Source organism: Shewanella litoralis (genome assembly GCF_009828585.1).
Taxonomy (GTDB): Bacteria; Pseudomonadota; Gammaproteobacteria; order Enterobacterales; family Shewanellaceae; genus Shewanella; species Shewanella litoralis.
This window is the reverse complement of the sequence record NZ_WSRZ01000001.1, coordinates 77,116-98,330: the sequence shown is the minus strand read 5'-3', so window position 1 is coordinate 98,330 and position 21,215 is coordinate 77,116. Positions and strand designations below refer to the sequence as shown.

Annotated in this window: 18 protein-coding genes; 11 read left to right on the top strand and 7 right to left on the bottom strand. The window is 43.2% G+C overall.

Going from position 1 to position 21,215, the window contains the following annotated elements:
* Positions 1–166 precede the first annotated feature (166 nt).
* Complete coding sequence (locus GQA99_RS00430; protein ID WP_160051881.1) at positions 167–559, bottom strand: nitrous oxide-stimulated promoter family protein; 393 nt, start codon at positions 557–559, stop codon at positions 167–169.
* 438 nt (positions 560–997) lie between these two features.
* On the opposite strand from GQA99_RS00430, the gene GQA99_RS00425 reads away from it, so the two are divergent.
* The 7 genes from GQA99_RS00425 (at position 998) to GQA99_RS00395 (ending at position 6,577) form a co-directional block, all read left to right on the top strand.
* Positions 998–1,810: a hypothetical protein gene (locus GQA99_RS00425; protein ID WP_160051880.1), complete on the top strand. Its 813-nt coding sequence runs from the start codon at positions 998–1,000 to the stop codon at positions 1,808–1,810.
* Positions 1,811–1,954: 144 nt separating this feature from the next.
* Complete coding sequence (locus GQA99_RS00420) at positions 1,955–2,296, top strand: hypothetical protein (RefSeq protein WP_160051879.1); 342 nt, start codon at positions 1,955–1,957, stop codon at positions 2,294–2,296.
* Positions 2,286–3,755 carry a protein adenylyltransferase SelO gene (locus GQA99_RS00415; protein WP_160051878.1) on the top strand — a complete coding sequence of 490 codons (1,470 nt, stop codon included), beginning with the start codon at positions 2,286–2,288 and terminating at the stop codon, positions 3,753–3,755. Before GQA99_RS00420 ends, GQA99_RS00415 begins: the two co-directional genes overlap by 11 nt.
* A 26-nt stretch (positions 3,756–3,781) precedes the next feature.
* Positions 3,782–4,102 (top strand): DUF3630 family protein, encoded by a 321-nt coding sequence (locus GQA99_RS00410; protein ID WP_160051877.1) that lies wholly within the window; start codon positions 3,782–3,784, stop codon positions 4,100–4,102.
* Positions 4,095–5,096, top strand: a complete 1,002-nt coding sequence (locus tag GQA99_RS00405) for a serine/threonine protein kinase (RefSeq protein ID WP_160051876.1) — start codon at positions 4,095–4,097, stop codon at positions 5,094–5,096. Before GQA99_RS00410 ends, GQA99_RS00405 begins: the two co-directional genes overlap by 8 nt.
* 141 nt (positions 5,097–5,237) lie before the next feature.
* The gene (locus GQA99_RS00400; RefSeq protein ID WP_160051875.1) at positions 5,238–5,855 is read left to right on the top strand and encodes a thiol:disulfide interchange protein DsbA/DsbL; all 618 of its coding nucleotides are present in this window, start codon (positions 5,238–5,240) and stop codon (positions 5,853–5,855) included.
* Between the two features lie 524 nt (positions 5,856–6,379).
* Complete coding sequence (locus GQA99_RS00395; protein WP_160052184.1) at positions 6,380–6,577, top strand: DUF1107 family protein; 198 nt, start codon at positions 6,380–6,382, stop codon at positions 6,575–6,577.
* Between the two features lie 10 nt (positions 6,578–6,587).
* Here GQA99_RS00395 and GQA99_RS00390 read toward each other — a convergent pair whose 3' ends face one another.
* Positions 6,588–6,809, bottom strand: a complete 222-nt coding sequence (locus GQA99_RS00390) for a cell division protein ZapB (protein WP_160051874.1) — start codon at positions 6,807–6,809, stop codon at positions 6,588–6,590.
* Between the two features lie 172 nt (positions 6,810–6,981).
* On the opposite strand from GQA99_RS00390, the gene GQA99_RS00385 reads away from it, so the two are divergent.
* The gene (locus GQA99_RS00385; protein WP_160051873.1) at positions 6,982–7,335 is read left to right on the top strand and encodes a RidA family protein; all 354 of its coding nucleotides are present in this window, start codon (positions 6,982–6,984) and stop codon (positions 7,333–7,335) included.
* A 168-nt stretch (positions 7,336–7,503) separates the two neighbouring features.
* On the top strand, positions 7,504–8,595 hold the full coding sequence (locus tag GQA99_RS00380) for a branched-chain amino acid aminotransferase (RefSeq protein ID WP_160051872.1): 1,092 nt from the start codon (positions 7,504–7,506) through the stop codon (positions 8,593–8,595).
* 79 nt (positions 8,596–8,674) lie between these two features.
* Here the strand turns inward: GQA99_RS00380 and GQA99_RS00375 are convergent, their stop codons facing one another.
* The 4 genes from GQA99_RS00375 to GQA99_RS00360 all read right to left on the bottom strand — a co-directional run bounded on the left by GQA99_RS00375 (position 8,675) and on the right by GQA99_RS00360 (position 16,816).
* Positions 8,675–13,147, bottom strand: coding sequence for an EAL domain-containing protein (locus GQA99_RS00375; RefSeq protein ID WP_373291402.1), 4,473 nt, complete (start codon positions 13,145–13,147; stop codon positions 8,675–8,677).
* Positions 13,148–13,403: 256 nt separating this feature from the next.
* The gene (gene yihG, locus GQA99_RS00370; RefSeq protein ID WP_160051870.1) at positions 13,404–14,309 is read right to left on the bottom strand and encodes a 1-acylglycerol-3-phosphate O-acyltransferase, YihG family; all 906 of its coding nucleotides are present in this window, start codon (positions 14,307–14,309) and stop codon (positions 13,404–13,406) included.
* Positions 14,310–14,315: 6 nt separating this feature from the next.
* On the bottom strand, positions 14,316–15,212 hold the full coding sequence (yihG, locus tag GQA99_RS00365) for a 1-acylglycerol-3-phosphate O-acyltransferase, YihG family (RefSeq protein ID WP_160051869.1): 897 nt from the start codon (positions 15,210–15,212) through the stop codon (positions 14,316–14,318).
* An 80-nt stretch (positions 15,213–15,292) separates the two neighbouring features.
* Complete coding sequence (locus tag GQA99_RS00360; RefSeq protein WP_160051868.1) at positions 15,293–16,816, bottom strand: YifB family Mg chelatase-like AAA ATPase; 1,524 nt, start codon at positions 16,814–16,816, stop codon at positions 15,293–15,295.
* A 453-nt stretch (positions 16,817–17,269) separates the two neighbouring features.
* Between GQA99_RS00360 and paeA the strand changes: the two genes are divergently transcribed.
* Positions 17,270–18,577: a polyamine export protein PaeA gene (gene paeA / locus GQA99_RS00355; protein WP_160051867.1), complete on the top strand. Its 1,308-nt coding sequence runs from the start codon at positions 17,270–17,272 to the stop codon at positions 18,575–18,577.
* Between the two features lie 37 nt (positions 18,578–18,614).
* On the opposite strand, the gene ilvY is transcribed toward paeA, so the two are convergent.
* On the bottom strand, positions 18,615–19,487 hold the full coding sequence (gene ilvY / locus GQA99_RS00350) for an HTH-type transcriptional activator IlvY (protein WP_160051866.1): 873 nt from the start codon (positions 19,485–19,487) through the stop codon (positions 18,615–18,617).
* 189 nt (positions 19,488–19,676) lie between these two features.
* Between ilvY and ilvC the strand changes: the two genes are divergently transcribed.
* The gene (gene ilvC / locus GQA99_RS00345; RefSeq protein ID WP_160051865.1) at positions 19,677–21,158 is read left to right on the top strand and encodes a ketol-acid reductoisomerase; all 1,482 of its coding nucleotides are present in this window, start codon (positions 19,677–19,679) and stop codon (positions 21,156–21,158) included.
* Positions 21,159–21,215: the final 57 nt, after the last annotated feature.

The window sequence follows — 21,215 nt, the reverse complement described above, 5'->3', positions numbered from 1 at the left end:
ATTGACATCATTGTCATTGTATATCCATCTAGATTACCAATACCGCTAGATGGGCGCGAGTTAATTAACATTTATACAAGTAGACAGAGATCAAACAAACCCTATTCTCATGTGTGGTGGGTGTAATTGGTTGCAATAGCATCCAGATGTATGAGCGGCAATATGATTAACTCATTTGCCGCTTGCGTTCATGACGATTTGATACGCCTTCTGGCGGTAAACCTGGGGCGGGCTTGCGCTCAGCCAGTAAATGCTTAATGGCCATAATAGGATGAGGTAATAACATTCTTGGGCCTGCAAACAGCATAATCTCACGGGCTTTTTGTTTCATGTGAGGCTTGTAGCAATGTACCGGACATTTATTGCAGGTTGGCTTATCTTGGCCATACGGGCAGCGGTCGAGGCGGGTGTTGGCATAGCTTAAAAATTCACAACATTGCTCGCATACTCCGTGCGAGGGTTTCATTGGGTGGTGCACTTTACAATAAATCGTGACCATGGCTTCAATGGTGCGAAATTCAAACAGTAACTTGCCTGTAAGTAATTCTGTGTCGCTCATGGTAATACCTTAGTAAATTAGTCTGGTATTGTGAGTTTATGTGGCAAAATAATCGCTGACAAATTCGCTTTCGCTAATTATGAATTCAAACACAAAACCAGGGTTGAATGTGTTATTGATCGCAAAAATGGCGTAAATGTTCATTGATTTGGCTGTAATCGATAGCTTGTTACAGTTTAAAGTGGATAAATACTTGATTTTATAGCGCAGATTGAAATAATAATGGTAAGTGCTTAAAAAATAATCGCACCCTATTTGCGGCATAACTTCTGTTGCCGCTTACGTCGTTATAATGGTTCACACGCCTAAGTGTGAGCAACATGGAATCCATGCGTGTTTGCGCATAATCAGCAAGGTGGACGCCTAATGCTAATAAAGATCTTTTTAGTTGTCGTATTGGTTGTAATTGCCATGTATCTATACAGGCGCACCCAAGTCATGGCAAAGCAAGAATTAGAAAAAAGTAACTCAACATCAAAGCCTGCGGATACACAATCTAAGGTCGTTTCGCAAGCCGATACTACTGCTGTTGTCTCCGAGACTCGTGAAGCTGAAGCCGCGACTAAACAAGATAGTGATGTGCTCACTGAACCCCAAACACCTCCTGCGGCGGAGTCTACAGTTGAGCCAGAGGTGGTTGATTCGGTTGAGCCAGAAGATACCGTGCCCGCTAAACAGCCTGCAATAGATGCTGAAGTTTCTGAGCCGAAAGCGATTGTAGCTGACGAAGTCGACACGGAAAAAGCACCAGAGGTTAAGGCCGAACAGCCAAGTAAAGATGATGTTCCTGTAACCACACCTCAAGCTGAAGCCGATGAGGATCAGGGGCATCAATTAAGTTTAGCCACCGTGAAAGGTGATTGGGCCAGCGACAGCTTTGTGCAGTTAGTTACCGCAGCAAATAAGGCCAGCGGTGCGCAAAGCCAGCATGATGCGCTAGCGAACGTGATTAACCATTGCTATAAAATGCGCAAGCAAAGTGATTATTGCCAATATGGCGCCGCGCTTAAGCTGGCTTACCTCGACTTGTTCCGTGTTGTGTATCAACAGCAAGTTGCGAATGATAATGCTCAAGATATTAAAGCGCCGGCGTTTATGCAATTATCGACATTATTAAACGATACAGATGAGTTTGACCAAGCCATTAGTGTATGCCAACAGGCGATTGAATATCACTTAACTGACGGAACTGTTACCGGATTTGAAGGGCGTATTAATCGAATTGAAAAAGCTCAGGCTAAGGCAAGCTAACTCAGTTAATACAGCGTGATGGATATCGGGTATGATAGTCATAAAGGAAGCGGACCTCGGTCCGCTTTTTTGTATTTTGTGTCCTTGAATGAATATGAATAATAGATGCTAGTGGCTTACAGAGCAAAGGTTTGGGTGACAGTGATGACTTCTTTAATAAACAAATTACTACTTGCTGCAATTGGGTTAAGTGTTGCAATGGGATGTACGCGCACACCCGAATGGACACTCTTTTACGTTGCTGATAATCCGCAAAATGCCGAAATGGCGATAGCATCAGCCAACATGGTACAAACTGAGTTTATTTTAGGGTATTACGATACGCTCGAGCAATGCCAGGCAAAAGGGACCGGCATGTTACGTTTGCAAGGTTCATCGATGCCTGCAGCACAAGCTTTTGTGTGTGCGCAACAATGCCAAGTGGACGACAACAAGCAACTGAACTGCCAACGTCAGGTGGTTGGAGCTGAGTTAGATGCGCTTTAAACAAGATTTTTTTGAGCAATTAGACGGCTTTTATTCGCAAGTCTACCCGCAGGGGATTCAAAATCCCCAGTGGCTCGGCTGGAGCGATGATGCCGCTAAACTGATTGGTCTAGGTAAACCCAATAATGATTTATTAATGCAGCTTTCGGCAAATGCTGCTGCGCCTGGCGCGAGCTATTATGCTCAAGTTTACAGTGGTCATCAGTTTGGTGGGTATACCCCAAGATTGGGGGATGGTCGCTCAATTATATTGGGTGAAGCTATTGGTCCTAATGGCGCCTGGGATGTAGCCTTAAAAGGTGGCGGCCCAACACCGTATTCACGTCAAGGTGATGGCCGAGCAGTCATGCGCTCTGCAGTGCGCGAGTTTTTAGTGTCAGAGGCGTTGGCAGCATTATCTGTGCCTACGACTCGGGCGTTAGCGGTGATCGGCTCGGACTTGCCGGTATGGCGCGAAAGCCAGGAAACCGCAGCGATAACCGTACGTTTAGCTAAAAGCCATATTCGTTTTGGCCATTTTGAATATTTTTGTTATAGCGAAAGAGGTGCGCCAGACAAACTAACCCAATTACTTAACTTTACTATTGCCCAGCATTTTCCTCATTTAACCGCCGACGCAGCAGGCTATAAACAATGGTTTGTCGAAGTGGTGCAGTCTACAGCTAAAATGATCGCCCACTGGCAAGCCGTTGGTTTTGCCCATGGTGTGATGAACACCGACAACATGTCGATTTTAGGCGATACCTTTGATTTTGGACCGTTTGCATTTTTAGACACGTTTAATGAAAGCTTTATCTGTAACCATTCAGATCACGAGGGCCGCTATGCTTTTGGCCAGCAACCGGGTGTGGGTTTATGGAATCTAAAACGCCTCGCGCAAGCGCTGACCCCGATTATCCCATCGGATGATTTAATCGCAGCACTTAATACCTATCAGCCGAGTTTAGTGAGTGAGTATGTCAACTTAATGCGGGCAAAATTGGGTTTTGGCGCTGCAAGTTGTCAAGACCGTGAAACGCAAGCGGAGTTAGATAAACAAGACTTGCAGTTAATTAGTCAATTTACGGTGTTATTAGAGAATAGCCAGCTCGATTACAGTAATAGCTTGCGTAAAATGGGCCAGATAGACATTAGCAGCCAGCATAGCCCACTGCGTGACGACATGTTGAATGTGAGCGAGTTTGATAGCTGGTATCAAGCTTACCAAGCACGAGTAGGGAATGTGGCTGATGTTACAGTATGGCAACAGCAGCGTAATCAGCATAACCCCAAATACGTTTTACGTAATTATCTTGCCCAGGAAGCGATTATCGACATTGAAGAAAAAGGCGATAACAGCAAGTTGTTACAATTACAGCAACTGTTGACTCGCCCCTTTGATGAGCAACCTCAAATGAACGATTTAGCCAAACGACCACCGGATTGGGGCCAGGGCTTAATTATGTCTTGCAGCAGTTAATTGAATTATTTTATCTGAGCCTTTTTATGAAATTATTGTCAGCTAAATTTGAGCCCGACGCCCTGAGTATTGTTATTCAAGCACAAGTCGATTTTGAGCAATTTGAACAATTTGCCGAACCTTTAGCGGTCGCATTAGATTGTGATATTCGTGAGCGCCAATGGGGCGCAGACAGACACCAATGGCTACTCAATTTTGAAGGGTGTCCGGTGTGGCTACACTATGAGTTTTACGGTGATATTTGCTGGTTGTCAGTTGATAACGCCAATGATGTAGACGTATTAGGCTTTTTAGCCAGCTTGCTTAAGCCGCATATTCAAACCACCCAAGAAGGTTTACATGGATAATAGCAGTGCAGAGTTTCACTTTCAGGCATTAACGCCAGACCTCATTCTAGATGCGATTGAGAGTATAGGGATATTTCCTGAAACCGGTTTGTTAGCATTAAACAGCTATGAAAACCGGGTGTATCAGTTCCGCTGCGACCAGGGCTTACGTTATGTGGTTAAATTTTATCGACCACAGCGTTGGAGTGAAGCGCAGATTCAAGAAGAGCACGACTACGCATTGGCATTAGCGGCAGAAGACATACCTATCGCTGTGCCCATCATCATTGAAAGTAAAACGTTATTTGAGTTTAAAGGTTATCGTTTTGCGTTATTCCCCTCTATTGGTGGACGCGCATTTGAGGTCGATAACGATGAGCAGTTAGAGTCGGTAGGGCGTTTTATTGGCCGTATTCATCAATATGCCAGTAAGCAACCTTTTGTGCATCGCGAGCCGTTAACCCCGGAGATTTTAGGTGATGATGCCTATCGTTATTTACGCGATAGCGGTATTGTTTCCTCGGGGATGCATGACGCCTTTTTTACTGTAGTAGAGCAAGTGCTGACAAAAGCGAAACAGATTTGGCAGCAACACAGCTTTAACACGATTCGCCTGCATGGTGATTTGCATCCTGGCAATATTTTGTGGACGCCAGACGGGCCAGGTTTTGTCGATTTAGACGATGCAAGACAAGGGCCTGCAGTTCAAGATATTTGGATGATGTTAACGGGCGATAGAGCACAGCAATTATTGCAACTCGACATCTTGATTGAGGCTTATCAGGAGTTTTGCGATTTTGACACCAGGCAACTGGCGCTCATTGAGCCGTTAAGAGCGTTTAGAATGATCCATTACAACGCATGGCTAACAAAACGTTGGCAAGATCCTGCATTTCCAATGAACTTTCCCTGGTTTGCTGACATCAAATATTGGGAGCAACAAACCCTGGCATTTAAAGAGCAACTTGCCGCCTTAGAGGAGGCGCCATTGAGTTTAGCCAGCTTTAATTGTTGATTAACATTGATTCATAATCACTATCAGGATGTATTTAGTTACAAATACAATCATGTAGCGATTGAGTTACAGCCTAACGCTAGACTATGATAGAACCAGCGATTTTTTATTAGTATATTTTGCCTATTGAAAGGAAGTGAGATGAAAAAAGCATTATTGATGGCCGCGGCACTACTACTCGCGCCAATGGCAGCGATGGCTGCTGATTATAAAGAAGGTGTTCATTACACTGTGATAAATGACGGCCCTGAGTCAGCTAAGCCAGAAATCACTGAGTTTTTCTCTTTCTATTGCCCACATTGTTATAACTTTGCTAAAACCGTTGTACCAAAGATAAAAACGAGCCTGCCAGAAGGTGTGGCGTTTAACCAATCACACGTTGAGTTTATTGGCCGTGAAATGGGCGTAGAAATGTCACGCGCGTTTGCCATTGCTAAACAACTAAATGTTGAAGAAAAGATTGAAACAGCTTTATTTAGTGCTATCCATGATAAGCGTCAGCAGTTTACTCGTGCAGATGATATCAGAGCATTGTTTATTGCTAATGGTGTTGACGCTAAAGCCTATGATGCCGCAGCAAGCTCATTTATGGTCAGTGCACAGATGTCAAAAATGAAACGTGATACTGAAAACGCCAAAATCTCTGGTGTACCTTCATTGGTTGTAAATGGTAAATACCGTTTAGAAACCAGCTCTATCAAGTCTTACGATGAGCTTATCGATATGGCATTATATTTATCAACCATGAATAAAAAGTAAGTTAAATCTTGGCCGCTTTAGCGTGAAATGACGCCGAAGTGACACCGACGAAGAGGAGCCTAGGCTCCTTTTTTGTTGCCTAAAAAAGGGATGGCGCAGCAAGAAATAGGGGAATGTCGGGCAAAAAAAAAACCGTATATCTATAAAAGACAATACGGTGATGAGTCAAATGACTCTTTTTTACCCTGAGTAACGTCCAGGATATTAGCATGGCGTCAAAATATTGGCAAGCGGCATTATATTGTCGCCACTGTTTTGTGTGATTTGTCTGACTATTTGAAAGTACAATTTTAATGAAACTCTTGTGAAAACCCGTTGTCGAACCCTGTGACTGATATTAATGTTGCTGATTATTTCAGAAATTTGCTGACGTGAGATATCGGTCACCCGGTTACAGTGGTGCGCAAACGCAACTCTAATTGGCTCGTTGTATTGTGCTCTAATGTCACTGTATCACAGGGCTGCTTGGCCCTAATTGAGATGTGTTACATCGTATTATGAGTATTTTTCTAGGAGGAAACCCTATGAGAACGTTCCCTGTTTATGCGCCCAAGTTAATTGTTAAGCATGCTAGGATCTTTCTGAGTGGCGTGATTTGGGTAAAAGATTTAGGTTTACTTAAATTTGAAAAAGGACGTTTTTTACAAACAAAAAAAAGCCTGCCAAAAGTGAGGCAGGCGATCAGCGAATTAAATGCCCTGATTGAGGCGCAATCAGTTTAAAAAGACTCGCTTACATTTCGCTATTCAATAAACCAACAAGGCCGTTGACCTTATCGCTCCAAGAGTTGAGGTCTTGCTGCAATTGTTGGTTTTTTTGTGTCAATTCTTCTTGCTGTTGCGCTAACGCTTCGTTCTTTTGCTTCTCTTCTTCAAGCTCCATTTTTAGTAGCTCAATATTTTCAAGAGTCGCCTGGATTTTGGTTTCCAGTTGGGACAATAATTCAAGGCTCATGGGGAGTCCTATACGTTTCTGGATGGAACCCCGATTCTAGCAGTGACAAGGCCTATAGGAATAGCCTTTAAAACTAAGTGGCTAAAATATATTCAATAAATCAGTCGATATTGTACTTTATCTTAGATCGCGCTATTTTCGTCGACTCACTTAAACAATAAAAGCGCGTTTTATGACAATTACCAGACTGGATGTGGGCACTCGGATGAGCAGTATTGTTATTCATAACAATACTGTTTATTTATGTGGCCAGGTTGCGAAAGACAAATTTAGCGATATTAATACTCAAACCGTCACCATGCTAGAGGAAGTGGATGCCTTGTTGATTCAAGCGGGTTCGAGCCGTGAGCATATTTTATCTGCCACCCTTTATCTCAAAGACATGGCTGATTACGATGCGATGAACTTGGTGTGGGACAATTGGGTACCAGCAGGGCATGCCCCCGCCAGGGCTTGTGTACAAGCCGCGATTGCAGAACCGGAATATTTAGTCGAAGTGTCTATTATTGCGGGCATCGTAAAATAACCGATAGAATAGACTGAAGTGCTGACATTGAGTCTGCTGCAATATGAATAAATATATTGATGCTTGTTACGTTCAATTGACGTATTTTGATTTAGGATCTCGAGCTGCGGCTTGACATTAATCTCTAGCCTCCATAGTCTGCAAGCTCAGTTTTTAAGGTGGTATGCAATGGACATAAAATATAATTTAAAATCTGCGTCAGAGCGCCGCACAGAACCGTTTAAACCTGAAGGTGATGTCGGTTTTGGCAAGCTTCGAACTGACCACATGTTTCTAATGGATTATCGTGATGGCCAATGGTGCGATCCGCGCATTGTCCCTTATGGACCGTTTGAAATGGCACCTGGTGCAATGTCGTTGCATTATGGGCAATCTATTTTTGAAGGCGCTAAAGCCTTTATGCATGAAGACGGTGAGATTTATACTTTCCGTTTAAATAAAAATGCCGAGCGCATGAACCGTTCTGCCGATATTGTGTGTATTCCCAATATTGATGAAGCGATGCAATTAAAAGGTATTAACGCCCTCATTGATGTGGACCGTTTATGGTTTCCGCAACAAGAAGGTGCATGTTTATACATCCGCCCGTTTATTTTTGCCACCGAAGACCGCTTATCGGTAAGTCCTAGTCAAAAATACACCTTCTGTGTCATGTTAAGCCCGTCTGGTGCTTACTACGCATCGGGTGTTAATAACGGTATTCGTTTGTTAATCAGCACTAAGTATCACCGTGCCGTGTCTGGTGGAACAGGGGCTTCGAAAGCATCTGGCAACTATGCTGCTTCTCTTCGTGCAGGTAAAGCCGCGGCAGAGCATGGTGCTTCGCAGGTGTTGTATTTAGATTCAACTAACACGCAAATTGAAGAAGCTGGCGCGATGAATCACTTCCATATTTTAAAAGATGGCACTGTGATTATTCCTACCTTCACTGACACTATTTTAAAATCAATTACCTCCCAATCTATTATGGAACTTGGAGAGATGTTGGGTTGTGAAGTCAGACAAGAAACGGTGAAGTTAGATAAGTTTATTGCAGATATTGAAGCCGGTGAAATTATTGAAGCTGGTGGTTTTGGTACTGCTGCTGTGGTATCACCTGTTAGCTCATATATCTTCGAAGATGGTCGCATCGTGACTGTTGGCGATGGTAAGGTTGGCCCTAATATTCAGCGTATTTATAAGCTGTTTACTGAGTTACAAAAAGGCCATGTTGCTGCACCACAAGGCTGGGTTAAACGTGTAGAGCGAGTTGCGCCTTAGTTTGTGCGACTTAGCTTATGCGTCTTAGTTAAGCTGCAGGCAAAATAAAAGCTCCCTAGGGAGCTTTTATTTTGCCTGTTTAAAGCTGCTTATCTTTGGTCAACAGCGCTAAACAATCACTTGCGGTGAGCGGTTTACTGAGGAGGAACCCTTGCACCTGATCACAACCGCCATTACGTAAAAACTCAAGCTGCTCCTGGGTTTCTACCCCTTCTGCCACTACATTCAGTTCAAGGCTGTGGGCTAAGGTAATAATCGCGCTGGTAATCGCGGCATCATCTGGGTCTTCAGTAATATCGCGGACAAATTCACGATCAATTTTTAAGGTATCAATCGGGAATCGTTTCAAATAGCTCAAACTAGAATAGCCTGTCCCAAAGTCATCAATGGCAATGGTTAAGCCTAATGCTTTGAGTTTCGATAATACCGCAACTGAATCTTGTGGATTACCCATAATCATGGATTCTGTTAATTCAAGTTCTAACGACTCGGCAGCTAAGCCTGATACGGCAAGAGCAACTTCAATGGTTGAGATAATATCTGCTTTTAACTGCCTTGCTGATAAGTTGACGGCCACCGAGATATGCTCAAAACCTTGCTGATGCCACAATGCAAGTTGGCTACATGCTTGGTTAATAGCCCAGTTACCGATGGGGTTAATTAAGCCTGTTTCTTCTGCAAGTGGAATAAACTCTACGGGCGAAATAGGGCCAAGCTCAGGGCTGTCCCAACGTAGTAATGCTTCTAATCCAATGATTCGCTTAGTTTTAACATCATACTTAGGTTGGTAAACGAGATAGAATTCGTTTTCTTGCAGGGCTTTTTTCAAGCCTGCCTCTAACTGCACATGGCGTGTCGCGTATTGATTGAGCTCTTTGGTATAAAACTGGAAATTATTGCGCCCCAATGACTTAGCGTGGTACATGGCGGTATCAGCATATTTAATTAATGATGTGGTGTCCTCGGCGTCTTCAGGGTACAAACTTATGCCGATTGAGGGTGAAATAGTCAGGACTTTGTCATCAAGTAAAAAGGGAGTCTGAAAAGCGTGTAATACTTTTTCGGCGATGATGGTAGCGGCTTTGGATTTAGCAACTCCTTCTAAAATAATAGTAAATTCGTCGCCACCTAAACGGGCAACGGTATCGCCGTCACGCACTGCATTTTGTAAGCGGTGCGCAACCGCTTTAAGTAGCAAATCGCCTACATGGTGACCCATAGAGTCATTAATGTGTTTAAAGCGGTCAAGGTCTAAAAATAGCAGTGCGACAATGTTTTCGGCGCGATGTGCTTTGGTGACTGCCTGGTTTAATCTGTCTTGAAATAATGTGCGGTTAGGTAAGCCTGTTAATGGATCAAAGTTCGCCAGTACGCGTAGATCTTCTTCTGCTTTTTTACGCGCAGTAATGTCGGTAAATACCGCAACAAAGTGGCTGGTTTCACCTTTATTATCGATAACTTGATTGATCTCTAACCAGGCAAGAATGCCACGACGGTCACGGGTTCTAATGTTAATTTCACCCGCCCAGTGTTTATGTCTTAATAACTGGGTTTCAACTGAGTTATAAAACTCACGGGATTGTTTACCCATGGTTAAAAACAAAAAGTGTTTGCCGACCACATCGCGATGTTTAAAACCGGTTATACGGCTAAACGCCGGATTTACAGAACGAACTTGATAGTCTAACTCGCCCACAACAACCGCTTCGTTCATGCTAAACAATACTTGCGATGACAACTTCAGTTCGTTCTCAGTGAGCTTACGGCTGGTAATGTCTTTGTGAGTCCCAGCCATTCGTAATGGCACATTGTTACTATCACGCTCGACAATTTGGCCTCTGTCTAACAGCCAGGCCCACGTGCCGGGTTGGGTTTCTACCCGATATTCTGCTTCAAAAAATTCGCTCTCGCCATTAAGGTGTTCAGTTAACAGTTTTTGTACACGCGGGCGGTCTTCTGGATGAATACTTTTAATCAGTAATTGATCTTTTAACGAAAAGTTCATCGGTTCAACCATATTGGTCCGATACACTTTATCGTCTTTAATGTTCCAGTCCCACATACCGTCGCCCGACGCCCAAAGGGCTAATTTAAGGCGTTCTTCAGAGGCGCGAATGCTGCTATCAAATTCACGTTGTTTTCTTTGTTTTTTGCGTCGTGCAGCAATAAACCAGATAATTAATAGCAAGCCGAGAGTAACATAAGCGGCATAGGCCATATGAGTCATATACACAGGTGGAACCACCGACACCCGAACATTGAGCGTGTATTGACTGTATTGGTTTGTTCCCAGTGCATGACGAACGATCAAGGTATATTCGCCGGGTGAGAGATTGGTATAAGAAATTTGATGACCTTGTGATAGCTCTCGCCATTCTGTATCAAATCCATCAAGCTTGTAACTAAAACGGCTGAGTCCTGGGTAACTAAAGTTCAATGAGCCAATTTCAAAGCTGATGAGCTGTTTTTCATATGGCATCACAATATCAGGCGCATGGCTTAAATCGCGCACAGGATATTGCGTTTCACCTAGGGTGTATTTAGTGAGTGCCAGTTTGTTTTCGGCTCTATAATTGGGGACGGTAGCGGGATTAAACTGGTTGAGGCCATTAATGCCACCAAACCATAATGTGCCATTAGCCTCTTTAAATTTAGCTGCGCCATTGAACTCATTGGCTTGTAAGCCTTCGAATTTATTATATGAAATAAAGCGATTACTACTTGGGGTAAAGCGCGAAATACCGGAGTTAGTGCTTAGCCATAAGTCATGTTTTTCGTCTTCTAACATGGCATAAACAGTATTACTGCTGTGATCAGCATTGACGTCCATTCGTTCAAATTTAAAGCTGCCGTATTCCATGGTGAGTTTGTCTATGCCACCATGAGTCGCGACCCAAAAGTCGCCATTTTCGGCCAACAAAAAATCCCTTACACGATTATCGCTGAGGCTATAAACATTCTCTGGATCATGGGTTAAAAATACGAGTGTTTGCTCTTCAGGTGATAACCGAACGACTCCGCCCATGGTGCCTAACCATAAGTAGCCTTGGCTAAAATGCAGTTTAATAATTTGATATTTAAACGGTGAAAAATCAGACTGAAAGCCAAAGTTATAAGACATCATCCGCTGGGTGTGCTCAGAAATAAAATACAAACCTAATGAGCTTGCTATCCATAGGCGGTCTTTATCGTCAAAGGCTAAACTACGAAATTTGGTATCGGCATGCAACTGATCGTTGGCGGGCAGCACTTGCACGAGTGTATTGTTGCTGTCCAGGGTAAATAAACCGATGTTGGTCGCAAACCATAAAACATCCTGCTTATCTTGAATTATGTCATTCACTATAATTGACAATTGCTCAACAGGAATTGATAAAGCTTCCGCAAACAAATGATTAATATAATGATACTGAGTATCTTGAGGTGCGAGGTATTTTACTCCCGCGCCATCAGTGCCTATCCATAAGCGTTGTTGTTTATCACGAAAAATACTGCGCACCATGTTAGCCATGCCGGGTGAATCAGGATGGTAGTCGTAATAATGGGTAAAATATTGATGGCTAAGGTTAAGTTTATCAATCCCTGAGTAGCCTGTGCCAATCCAAAGCGTACCACTTACATCGAGTAACAATGTTTGTAGTGTGTTGGCACTGATGGTGTTTAACGCTTGCGGGTTGTGCTTATATATTGTGCTATGCCACTGGCCATCTTTAAAGTCGAGTTGAAACAGTCCGGTATTATTACCAATAGCAAAAAGCTGGTTGGCATTGACCACGACAAAGTCAGTAATTTTACGATTTTCGCCGTAGCTGTTGTTGTGTGACCATATTAAATCTTTCTGGTGGGTATCGAGATTGTAACGCCAGATTTGATTGTCGATAGCTAACCAGACTGAATAAACTGAGCTTGAATGGATTTGGTTAACGACCATTGTTGTGGGGATATCGAGACGAATAATGGTGTTACTGTCTACAGCAAAGGTGCCATTGGCTTGAGTGCCAACCACAATGTATTTGTTATCAACGTTTGCAAGGCTGACAATATCTGGGGTGATATTGTTACCGAGGCTAACCGGAATGATTTTTTCGGTTTTTAACGACAATAAGTACAAACCAGCACGCGTACCAATCCATAACGTGTCGCCAATAACCGCTAATTTGGTTATTTGAAGCTCACCTAAGCCTTGCTCTTTTTTAAATTGCTGAAACTCGCCTGTCTGTAAATTAAAGCGATTGAGTCCATTATCAAACGTACCGACCCACAAATCACCGTCAGGGGATTGCAAAATGTCAGTGATAAAATTACCCGAAATGCTGTTGTGATTGTCTGCTTGTTTAAGGTAAAGCTCAAAATCAACACCATTGTAACTGTGTAGGCCATCTTGAGTACCAATCCACATCATGCCGGCACTGTCCATAAACAGGCGGGTTATAGAGTTTTGGTTGAGTTTTCCTTCCGTGTCGAAGTGCTCAAACTTAACTTCGGCGAGACCATCGTAGGCATTATTTTGTTGCGCTGAAACAGGCACTGAAAATATCAATGTAAGCAACATTACCCAGTGTGTTATATGCGTGAATGCACGAAAATTCAAATCTCACCTATATAAGTTAAATTAGCAATGTGGCGTGAAATGGCCTAGTTAATCTGAGCTCAGGTTACTTAGCTTAACAGGAAAACACTGATTAAGCCTCGAATTTTCAGTGACTAAGCTTTTACTTAAATGGAGCATGTAATTAGAGTAATGGATATTGGTAAAAACTGACAGTGTTATGCTTCTTTGCTGTAAAAATACTCTAATCCTGTTGAGGTTACTTTTGTTGATAACGTCTAATTTCATCATCAATCAATTGGTCCTTTTCACTCCACAACTGATTTAACCAGCGTTGGAATGTCACCCGAGTGTCAGCATTGGAAAAGTAGTCAGTTGAATCAACATGAGGTACGGGTAACACGTCAACCCGCATGACTACTTTTTTGGTGCGGCCATGCATCACATTGCTTAACACTGCTTCAGATGTTTCAGGGTAAACCAATGTGATGTTGAGTAAATTGGTAAATTGCTCACCCATAGCAGATAAGGTAAATGCGATACCACTGGCTTTAGGACGTAATAAATGTCGATAGGGTGAATCCTGGCGTAGGCGTTTTTCTTCAGTAAAGCGACTACCTTCAACATAATTAATGATAGAGGTGGGTGAATCTTTAAAGCGCTCACATGCCTTACGAGTGGTTTCAAGGTCCTTGCCTCTCAGCTTTGGATTCTTTTTAAGTTTTGCCGGGCTGGTTCGGTCCATAAATGGCATGTCCAACGCCCAACAACCTAAGCCCATAATCGGCACATACAAGAGTTCTTTTTTGAGAAAAAACTTCAGCATAGGAATGTGATTACGCAACACATAGGTTTGTGCCGCAATATCAAATCCGCTGACATGATTACTGATAATTAAATACCAGCCATTGGGATCGAGTTTCTCAAGACCAGAAATATCCCATTCTATGTTGGATATCAGATACAAAATTCCGCCGTTACATGTCGCCCAGGCCCACATAAATCGGTTCATTATTTTAGTTAACACACTGCGTACAGTCTTGAAGGGCAGTAACAACTTCACGATACCGCCTACAGTTAACAATGAACCCCATAAACTGGTGTTAATAATTAACAGCGTAAGGCTGAGAATATACAGCACTGGACCAGGTAAAAACGTCAACATGTATCGTTATGCCTTTTGTTTTGTTTCGTCAGCAAGTCTCTGCAGTTGTTTGTCTTTATTGACCCAAATTTGATTGAGCTGCTCTTGAAAATCAATTTTGAATTCACGATCTTTGAGGTAATCGCCACGCATACTTTGCGGAATATCGCTAATACTAACGTGTACATGGACTTCATTGAGCGCACCGCAAATATACTGCCAGTAGGTAGGAACCTTATCTGGATAATAAATGGTGACATCGACGAGTTTATTGATGTGTTCACCCATTGCTGAGAGCGCAAATGCCATGCCGCCCGCTTTCGGTTTTAAAAGGTGCTTAAAGGTGGATTGTTGTTTGTCATGTTTTGCCTGAGTGAAGCGAGTGCCTTCAACAAAGTTCATGATACTGACCGGTTTGGTTTTAAATTTTTCACAGGCTTTGCGGGTAATTTCAATATCTTTACCTTTAAGCTTGGGGTTTTTACGCAGTTGCGCTGAGCTGTAACGGCGCATAAATGGAAAGTCTAATGCCCACCAGGCTAAGCCCAAAATAGGCACATAAATCAATTCTTGTTTAAGGAAAAACTTTAAAAAAGGAATTTTACGGTTAAACACGCGCTGCAAAATCAGAATGTCGACCCAAGACTGGTGATTCGCAATAACCATGTACCATTCTTGTTCTGAAAACTGTTGATCGCCAGAAACGTGAATGCGCATTGGGTGAAAAATAGCTTCGACGACATTGTTGACGCTGATCCACGCCGTGGCACAGTTATCAAGAATATAACTACAGCTTTTTTGAAAAACGCCAATCGGGATAAGCTTAACAACACTAAACACCAAAATGGGAATAGTCCAAAAAATGGTATTCAGTAAATAGCATACGAATGCTATGCAGCCTTTGATTTTAGAAAACAGCGACATTTTTCTCTCCTATTAAACGGAGAGCTATGTTACTCGTAGTCGCAGGATTGCTCAATAAATACAACCGTTAAAAATTGATTTTATTGTTGATTCAACTTTGCAAGCAGGCGGTCCATTGCTCGGTAACCAAGGGCCTGAGCGATGTGACTACGCTCGATGGTGATCGATTGTTGTAAGTCGGCAATAGTGCGCGACACTCGCTGAATACGATGAAAACTGCGAACAGACAAGCCTAAACTCACTACGCTTTGCTCTAAAAACTCTAAATCTTGCTGGCTAATTTGGCTGTCTTGCTTGAGCTGTTTCGGGCTTAACTCGCTATTGAGTACTCCAGCTCTTGCCAGTTGACTTTCACGTGCTTGTTTAACGCGTTTTGCTATTTCAATGCTAGTTTCACCTGGCTGATGTTTTTTGGTTAAGGTACCTGAGGGCAATTTGGGCACATCAACGGTTAAATCAAATCTATCTAAAAATGGCCCAGACAGACGCGATAAATAACGCTGAATTTGATCTGGGGTTGAGCGGGAACGTTCGGTATCACCGCAGGGGCTAGGATTCATGGCGGCGATAAGTTGAAAACGGCTTGAAAAAGTGAGCTTTGCGGCCGCTCGAGATATTTCGACCTGGCCAGTTTCTAACGGCTCTCTTAAGCAGTCGAGTACTTTACGAGGAAACTCAGCGATTTCATCTAAAAATAATATCCCCCGATGAGCCAACGATATCTCCCCAGGTTTTGGGTGGCTGCCACCACCTATTAACGCGATTGACGAGCAAGTATGGTGTGGCGAACGAAAAGGGCGATTAAGAAAATTTTGCGGTTTGATGTGTAAACCTGCCACCGAGTGAATGGCGGCTACTTCAATAGCTTCATCGTACGTCAATGCAGGCAGCAGCGGGATGATTCGGTTAGCTAACATGCTTTTACCAGTACCTGGAGGTCCAAGAAAAAGTAGGTTGTGATTTCCGGCCGCAGCAATTTCTAGCCCTTGTTTAGCTTGATATTGGCCAATGACATCACTCATGCATAATGAATTGTCAGTTGGCTGAAGCTCTTCAATCCATTCTGGCTGGGTGTCGAGTAAAGGCAGTTGCGCTTGACCATGTAAAAACGCGGCTAAATTTTGTAAATGGGCGACAAAATAACTTTGGTGATACCCCACTAATTCAGCTTCGTGACGATTATCGATAGGCATAAAAAAATGATGTTGATCGTTGCGCGCGGCAATAATGGCTGGCAGTAAGCCGGTACAAGAACGAATTTGCCCTGACAATGCCAGTTCACCAACAAATTCACATTGTTGCAGCGCTTTGACAGGCACTTGATTGGATGCGGCTAAAATACCAATCGCAATCGGTAAGTCATAACGGCCACCTTGCTTGGGTAAGTCTGCAGGTGCGAGGTTAACGGTAATGCGTCGCTGGGGGAATTCGAACCCGGCATTGATCAAGGCACTTCTTACCCGTTCTTTGGCTTCTTTGACTGAGGCTTCGGGTAAACCCACTAAATTAAATGCGGGTAAACCATTACTTAAATGTACTTCTACAGTGACTTTCGGGGCTTCGACACCGCAACTTGCTCGAGTAATCACACAGGCTATTGCCATAAACAAAGTCCTTTTGTTTGAATAATATACAAATGGAGGGATGTGTACAGTCTAGCAGCGCTGGCTGTTTTTGCTGATTTTATGGCGAGCCTGTCGGTATAAGAAGACAAAATATAATCAATTATGTTAACTAAACCTTGGTTATCTTGTTGGCTTTTGAGTAGAATACGCGCGCGTTTAAACACGGTCATAACTTGATGATTCAACGCCAGCATTGCGGGTCACTTTTTCAATAAAACAGCTATTTTACTGTAGAAAATAGCAAGCGATGATGACCTAATCTTGATTGATAGCCTCGATGTCACCCTCCTGGCATTTTCGTCATGAAATCATCCCCAAATGGCCCAAACCGAATTTTTGTCCCTTTGTTATCCAACAAAGTTAACTGCTTTATGAGCGAAAATCGCTACCCCATTATGACTTAGTGCTCAGTGCCTAAGCTAAAGAGAATGTATGACTATTACTGATAGTTTCTTGATTATATTGTGCCTCATTGGCATAAGTTGTTTTTTTTCGATGTCCGAAATAGCCTTGGCTGCATCACGTAAAATACGTTTGCAAACCATGGCGGATGAAGGCGATGTACGGGCAAAAAAGGTACTTAAGTTACAAGCTCATCCGGGGAGCTTTTTTACTGTGGTGCAAATTGGCTTAAACGCCGTTGCCATTATGGGCGGTATTGTCGGTGAGTCGGCATTTCGTCCGTACTTCGAGCAATTATTAATACCCATATTAGGTGACGAGTGGGGCTTACAATTGAGCTTTGCGTGTTCTTTTATCACCGTAACATCATTATTTATTTTATTTGCTGACCTAATGCCAAAGCGCATTGCGATGGTGATCCCAGAACAAGTGGCAGTGACGTTTGTGATGCCAATTGTATTTTGTATTACGGTACTAAAACCGTTTGTGTGGATTTTTAACGGTTTAGCAAATGCGATATTTAAGCTGTTACAAGTGCCTACCGCGCGTAATGACCAGATTACCCACGATGATATATACGCCATGATGAGTGCGGGCACTGAAGCTGGCATGATGGACAAAGGCGAGCAACAAATGATGGAAAATGTGTTTGAAATGCAGTCGGTGTCGGTGACATCGGCCATGACCGCACGTGAAAGCCTGGTGTATTTTTTACTGCAAGACACCGAAGAAGACATCAAGCAAAAAATTGCTAAAAACCCGCATAATAAATTTTTAGTCTGTGATGGTCAGTTAGATATGATCAAAGGCTTTGTTGATGCTAAAGAGTTGCTGATCCGGGTGATTAATGGTGAGCACATTACCCTTAAAGGCAGCACCCTGGTACATAACTGCTTAATTATTCCTGATACGTTAACCTTGTCTGAATCGATGGAATACTTTAAAAATAATCGCGCAGACTTTGCGGTTGTGATGAACGAATATGCGTTAGTGGTGGGGATTGTGACGACTAACGATTTACAAAGTGCGGTTATGGGGGCGTGGTCACTGCATGAAAGTGAAGAGCAAATTGTTGCCCGTGATGGCAACTCCTGGTTAGTCGATGGGGTGACACCGATTACCGACGTTATGCGAGCGTTTCAAATTGAAGAATTTCCCCATAATCAAAACTACGAAACCATCGCTGGTTTTATGATGTATATGCTGCGTAAAATCCCTAAGCGCACAGATTTTGTTAATTATGCCGGCTATAAGTTTGAGGTGGTCGACATCGACTCGTACAAGGTCGACCAACTATTGGTGACCCGTTTAGAAAACGATGCACCACCGATGCCATAAACATTGTTGAAAGTGGTGGCTGAGTAAAACCGCTGCTTCAAATGATCTCAAGAAACGCACTAATGATAGGATCGTTAGTGCGTTTTTCTTTGCAGCAACAACCTAACTCAAATGCAGGAATATCAACCGGCGACGCTAAAGTTTGAATACGTTCGCGTACAGGACTGTTATGGATCACGGCCTCCGGACTAATACCCACGCCACAGCCTAATGCAACCATCGACACAATCGCTTCCTGGCCAGACACCTGTGCGTAAATATTGGGCTTAATACCCATTTGTTTAAACCATTGATCAATGCGTTTTCTGCCCGGGCCATGATCGGGGACGATATAGGGTAATTTGGCCCAGTCGATGTTCCCCTGCGAAACCCATTGTTGTACCTGGCAATGCATGGTTGGTGCGATCACCGAAATTGGCACCTTGTCGATAGGGGTAAAATGCAACGTATCGGGAAACACTTCTGGCAGGGCAATAATGGCAATATCTGCACGATTTTTTTGAATATGAGAAACGGCATTGGCTGGGTCGCCAGTGGTGAGTTTAATGTCCACATGGGGATGATCGCGTCTAAATCTGTCTAGCAATGCTGGTAGGTGACTGTAAGCTGCGGTCACTGAACAATATAAGTTGAGGTTGCCGCGCAAAAACTGTTGATTAGGATCGAGTCGGCTGCGCAGTTGGCTCCACTCCATCAGTGTTTGTTCTGCAAAGCGCCTAAATTCTAAACCCGCATGCGTTATGGTGACGCTACGATTGTCGCGTTCAAATAATTTACTGCCGACTTCATCCTCTAAACGCTGTAATGCACGGCTCAGCGTCGATGGGCTCACATGAGATTGCTCTGCTGTTTTAGCAAAATGCAGGCTATCACACAGATGTAAATACAATTTTAGAGAGCGAATATCCATACTTAGAGATTCCATAAAGAGGATTAAATTCATCAGAGTTGTGATGTTGCATTTTATGCAACATCACATGCCGAATATATCATTTTAAGCAATCAAATGGATAGGCTATAGTCAATTCAATCGCAAAGTTTGAGTATGCATCAAACGCAGTTTGCGTCCCAAATATTAAAATTTTAAAGGTGGTATCAGATGGCTAACTATTTTAACTCTCTGAATTTACGTCAACAATTAGCTCAATTAGCACAATGCCGCTTCATGGACCGTACTGAATTCAGCGACGGCTGCGAATATATTAAAGATTGGAATATTGTTATTTTAGGTTGTGGCGCACAAGGCCTTAACCAGGGTTTGAACATGCGTGACTCGGGCCTAAACATTTCTTTTGCCCTACGCCCACAAGCCATTACAGAAAAACGTGCCTCTTGGCAAAAAGCGACCGATAACGGCTTCAAAGTGGGTACATTTGAAGAGCTAGTACCGGCCGCTGACTTAGTGCTTAACTTAACGCCAGATAAGCAGCACACCAATGTTGTTAATGCGGTTATGCCGTTAATGAAACAAGGTTCTACGCTAGCGTATTCGCATGGTTTCAACATTGTCGAAGAAGGCATGCAAGTGCGTTCAGACATTACTGTCATTATGGTTGCACCAAAGTGCCCAGCGACAGAAGTGCGTGAAGAATATAAGCGTGGTTTTGGTGTACCAACACTGATTGCTGTTCACCCAGAAAACGATCCAAAAGGCGATGGCTTAGCAATTGCTAAAGCCTATGCAAGTGCAACTGGTGGTGACCGTGCCGGTGTGTTGATGTCATCGTTTGTTGCTGAAGTTAAGTCAGATTTGATGGGCGAGCAAACAATCCTATGCGGTATGTTACAAACCGGTGCCATCTTAGGTTATGAGAAAATGGTTGCTGACGGCGTTGAGCCTGGTTATGCCGGCAAACTTATTCAACAAGGTTGGGAAACCGTTACCGAAGCACTTAAGCACGGCGGCATCACTAACATGATGGACCGTTTATCAAACCCTGCAAAAATTAAAGCGTTTGATATGGCCGAAGAGCTAAAAGAAATCCTTAAGCCGCTATTTGAAAAGCACATGGATGACATCATCAGCGGTGAGTTTTCTCGCACTATGATGGAAGACTGGGCTAACGATGACGCTAACTTGTTACGTTGGAGAGCAGAAACTAACGAAACGGCGTTTGAAAATGCACCTACAACGTCTGAACACATTGATGAGCAAACGTATTTCGACAAAGGTATTTTCCTAGTGGCGATGATCAAAGCCGGTGTGGAATTAGCATTCGATACCATGGTTGCAGCAGGCATTGTTGAAGAGTCGGCTTATTATGAGTCACTACACGAAACGCCATTGATTGCTAACACCATTGCTCGTAAGCGTTTATACGAAATGAACGTGGTTATTTCGGACACAGCTGAATACGGTTGTTACTTATTCAACCATGCAGCGGTACCCATGCTACGTGATTACGTTAAGTCGATGTCGTCTGAGTATTTAGGCGCAGGATTAGCAAGTGGTTCAAACGGTGTTGATAATCAGCGCTTAATTGAAGTGAATGAGCAAATTCGCCACACAGATGTTGAATTTATCGGTGCAGAATTGCGCGGTTATATGACAGACATGAAGCGTATTGTTGAAGCGGGCTAAGAGCCTCAGTTATTGATGTAGTACCTGTTCAGATTTTTTGGCTAAAAATAGCGCTCC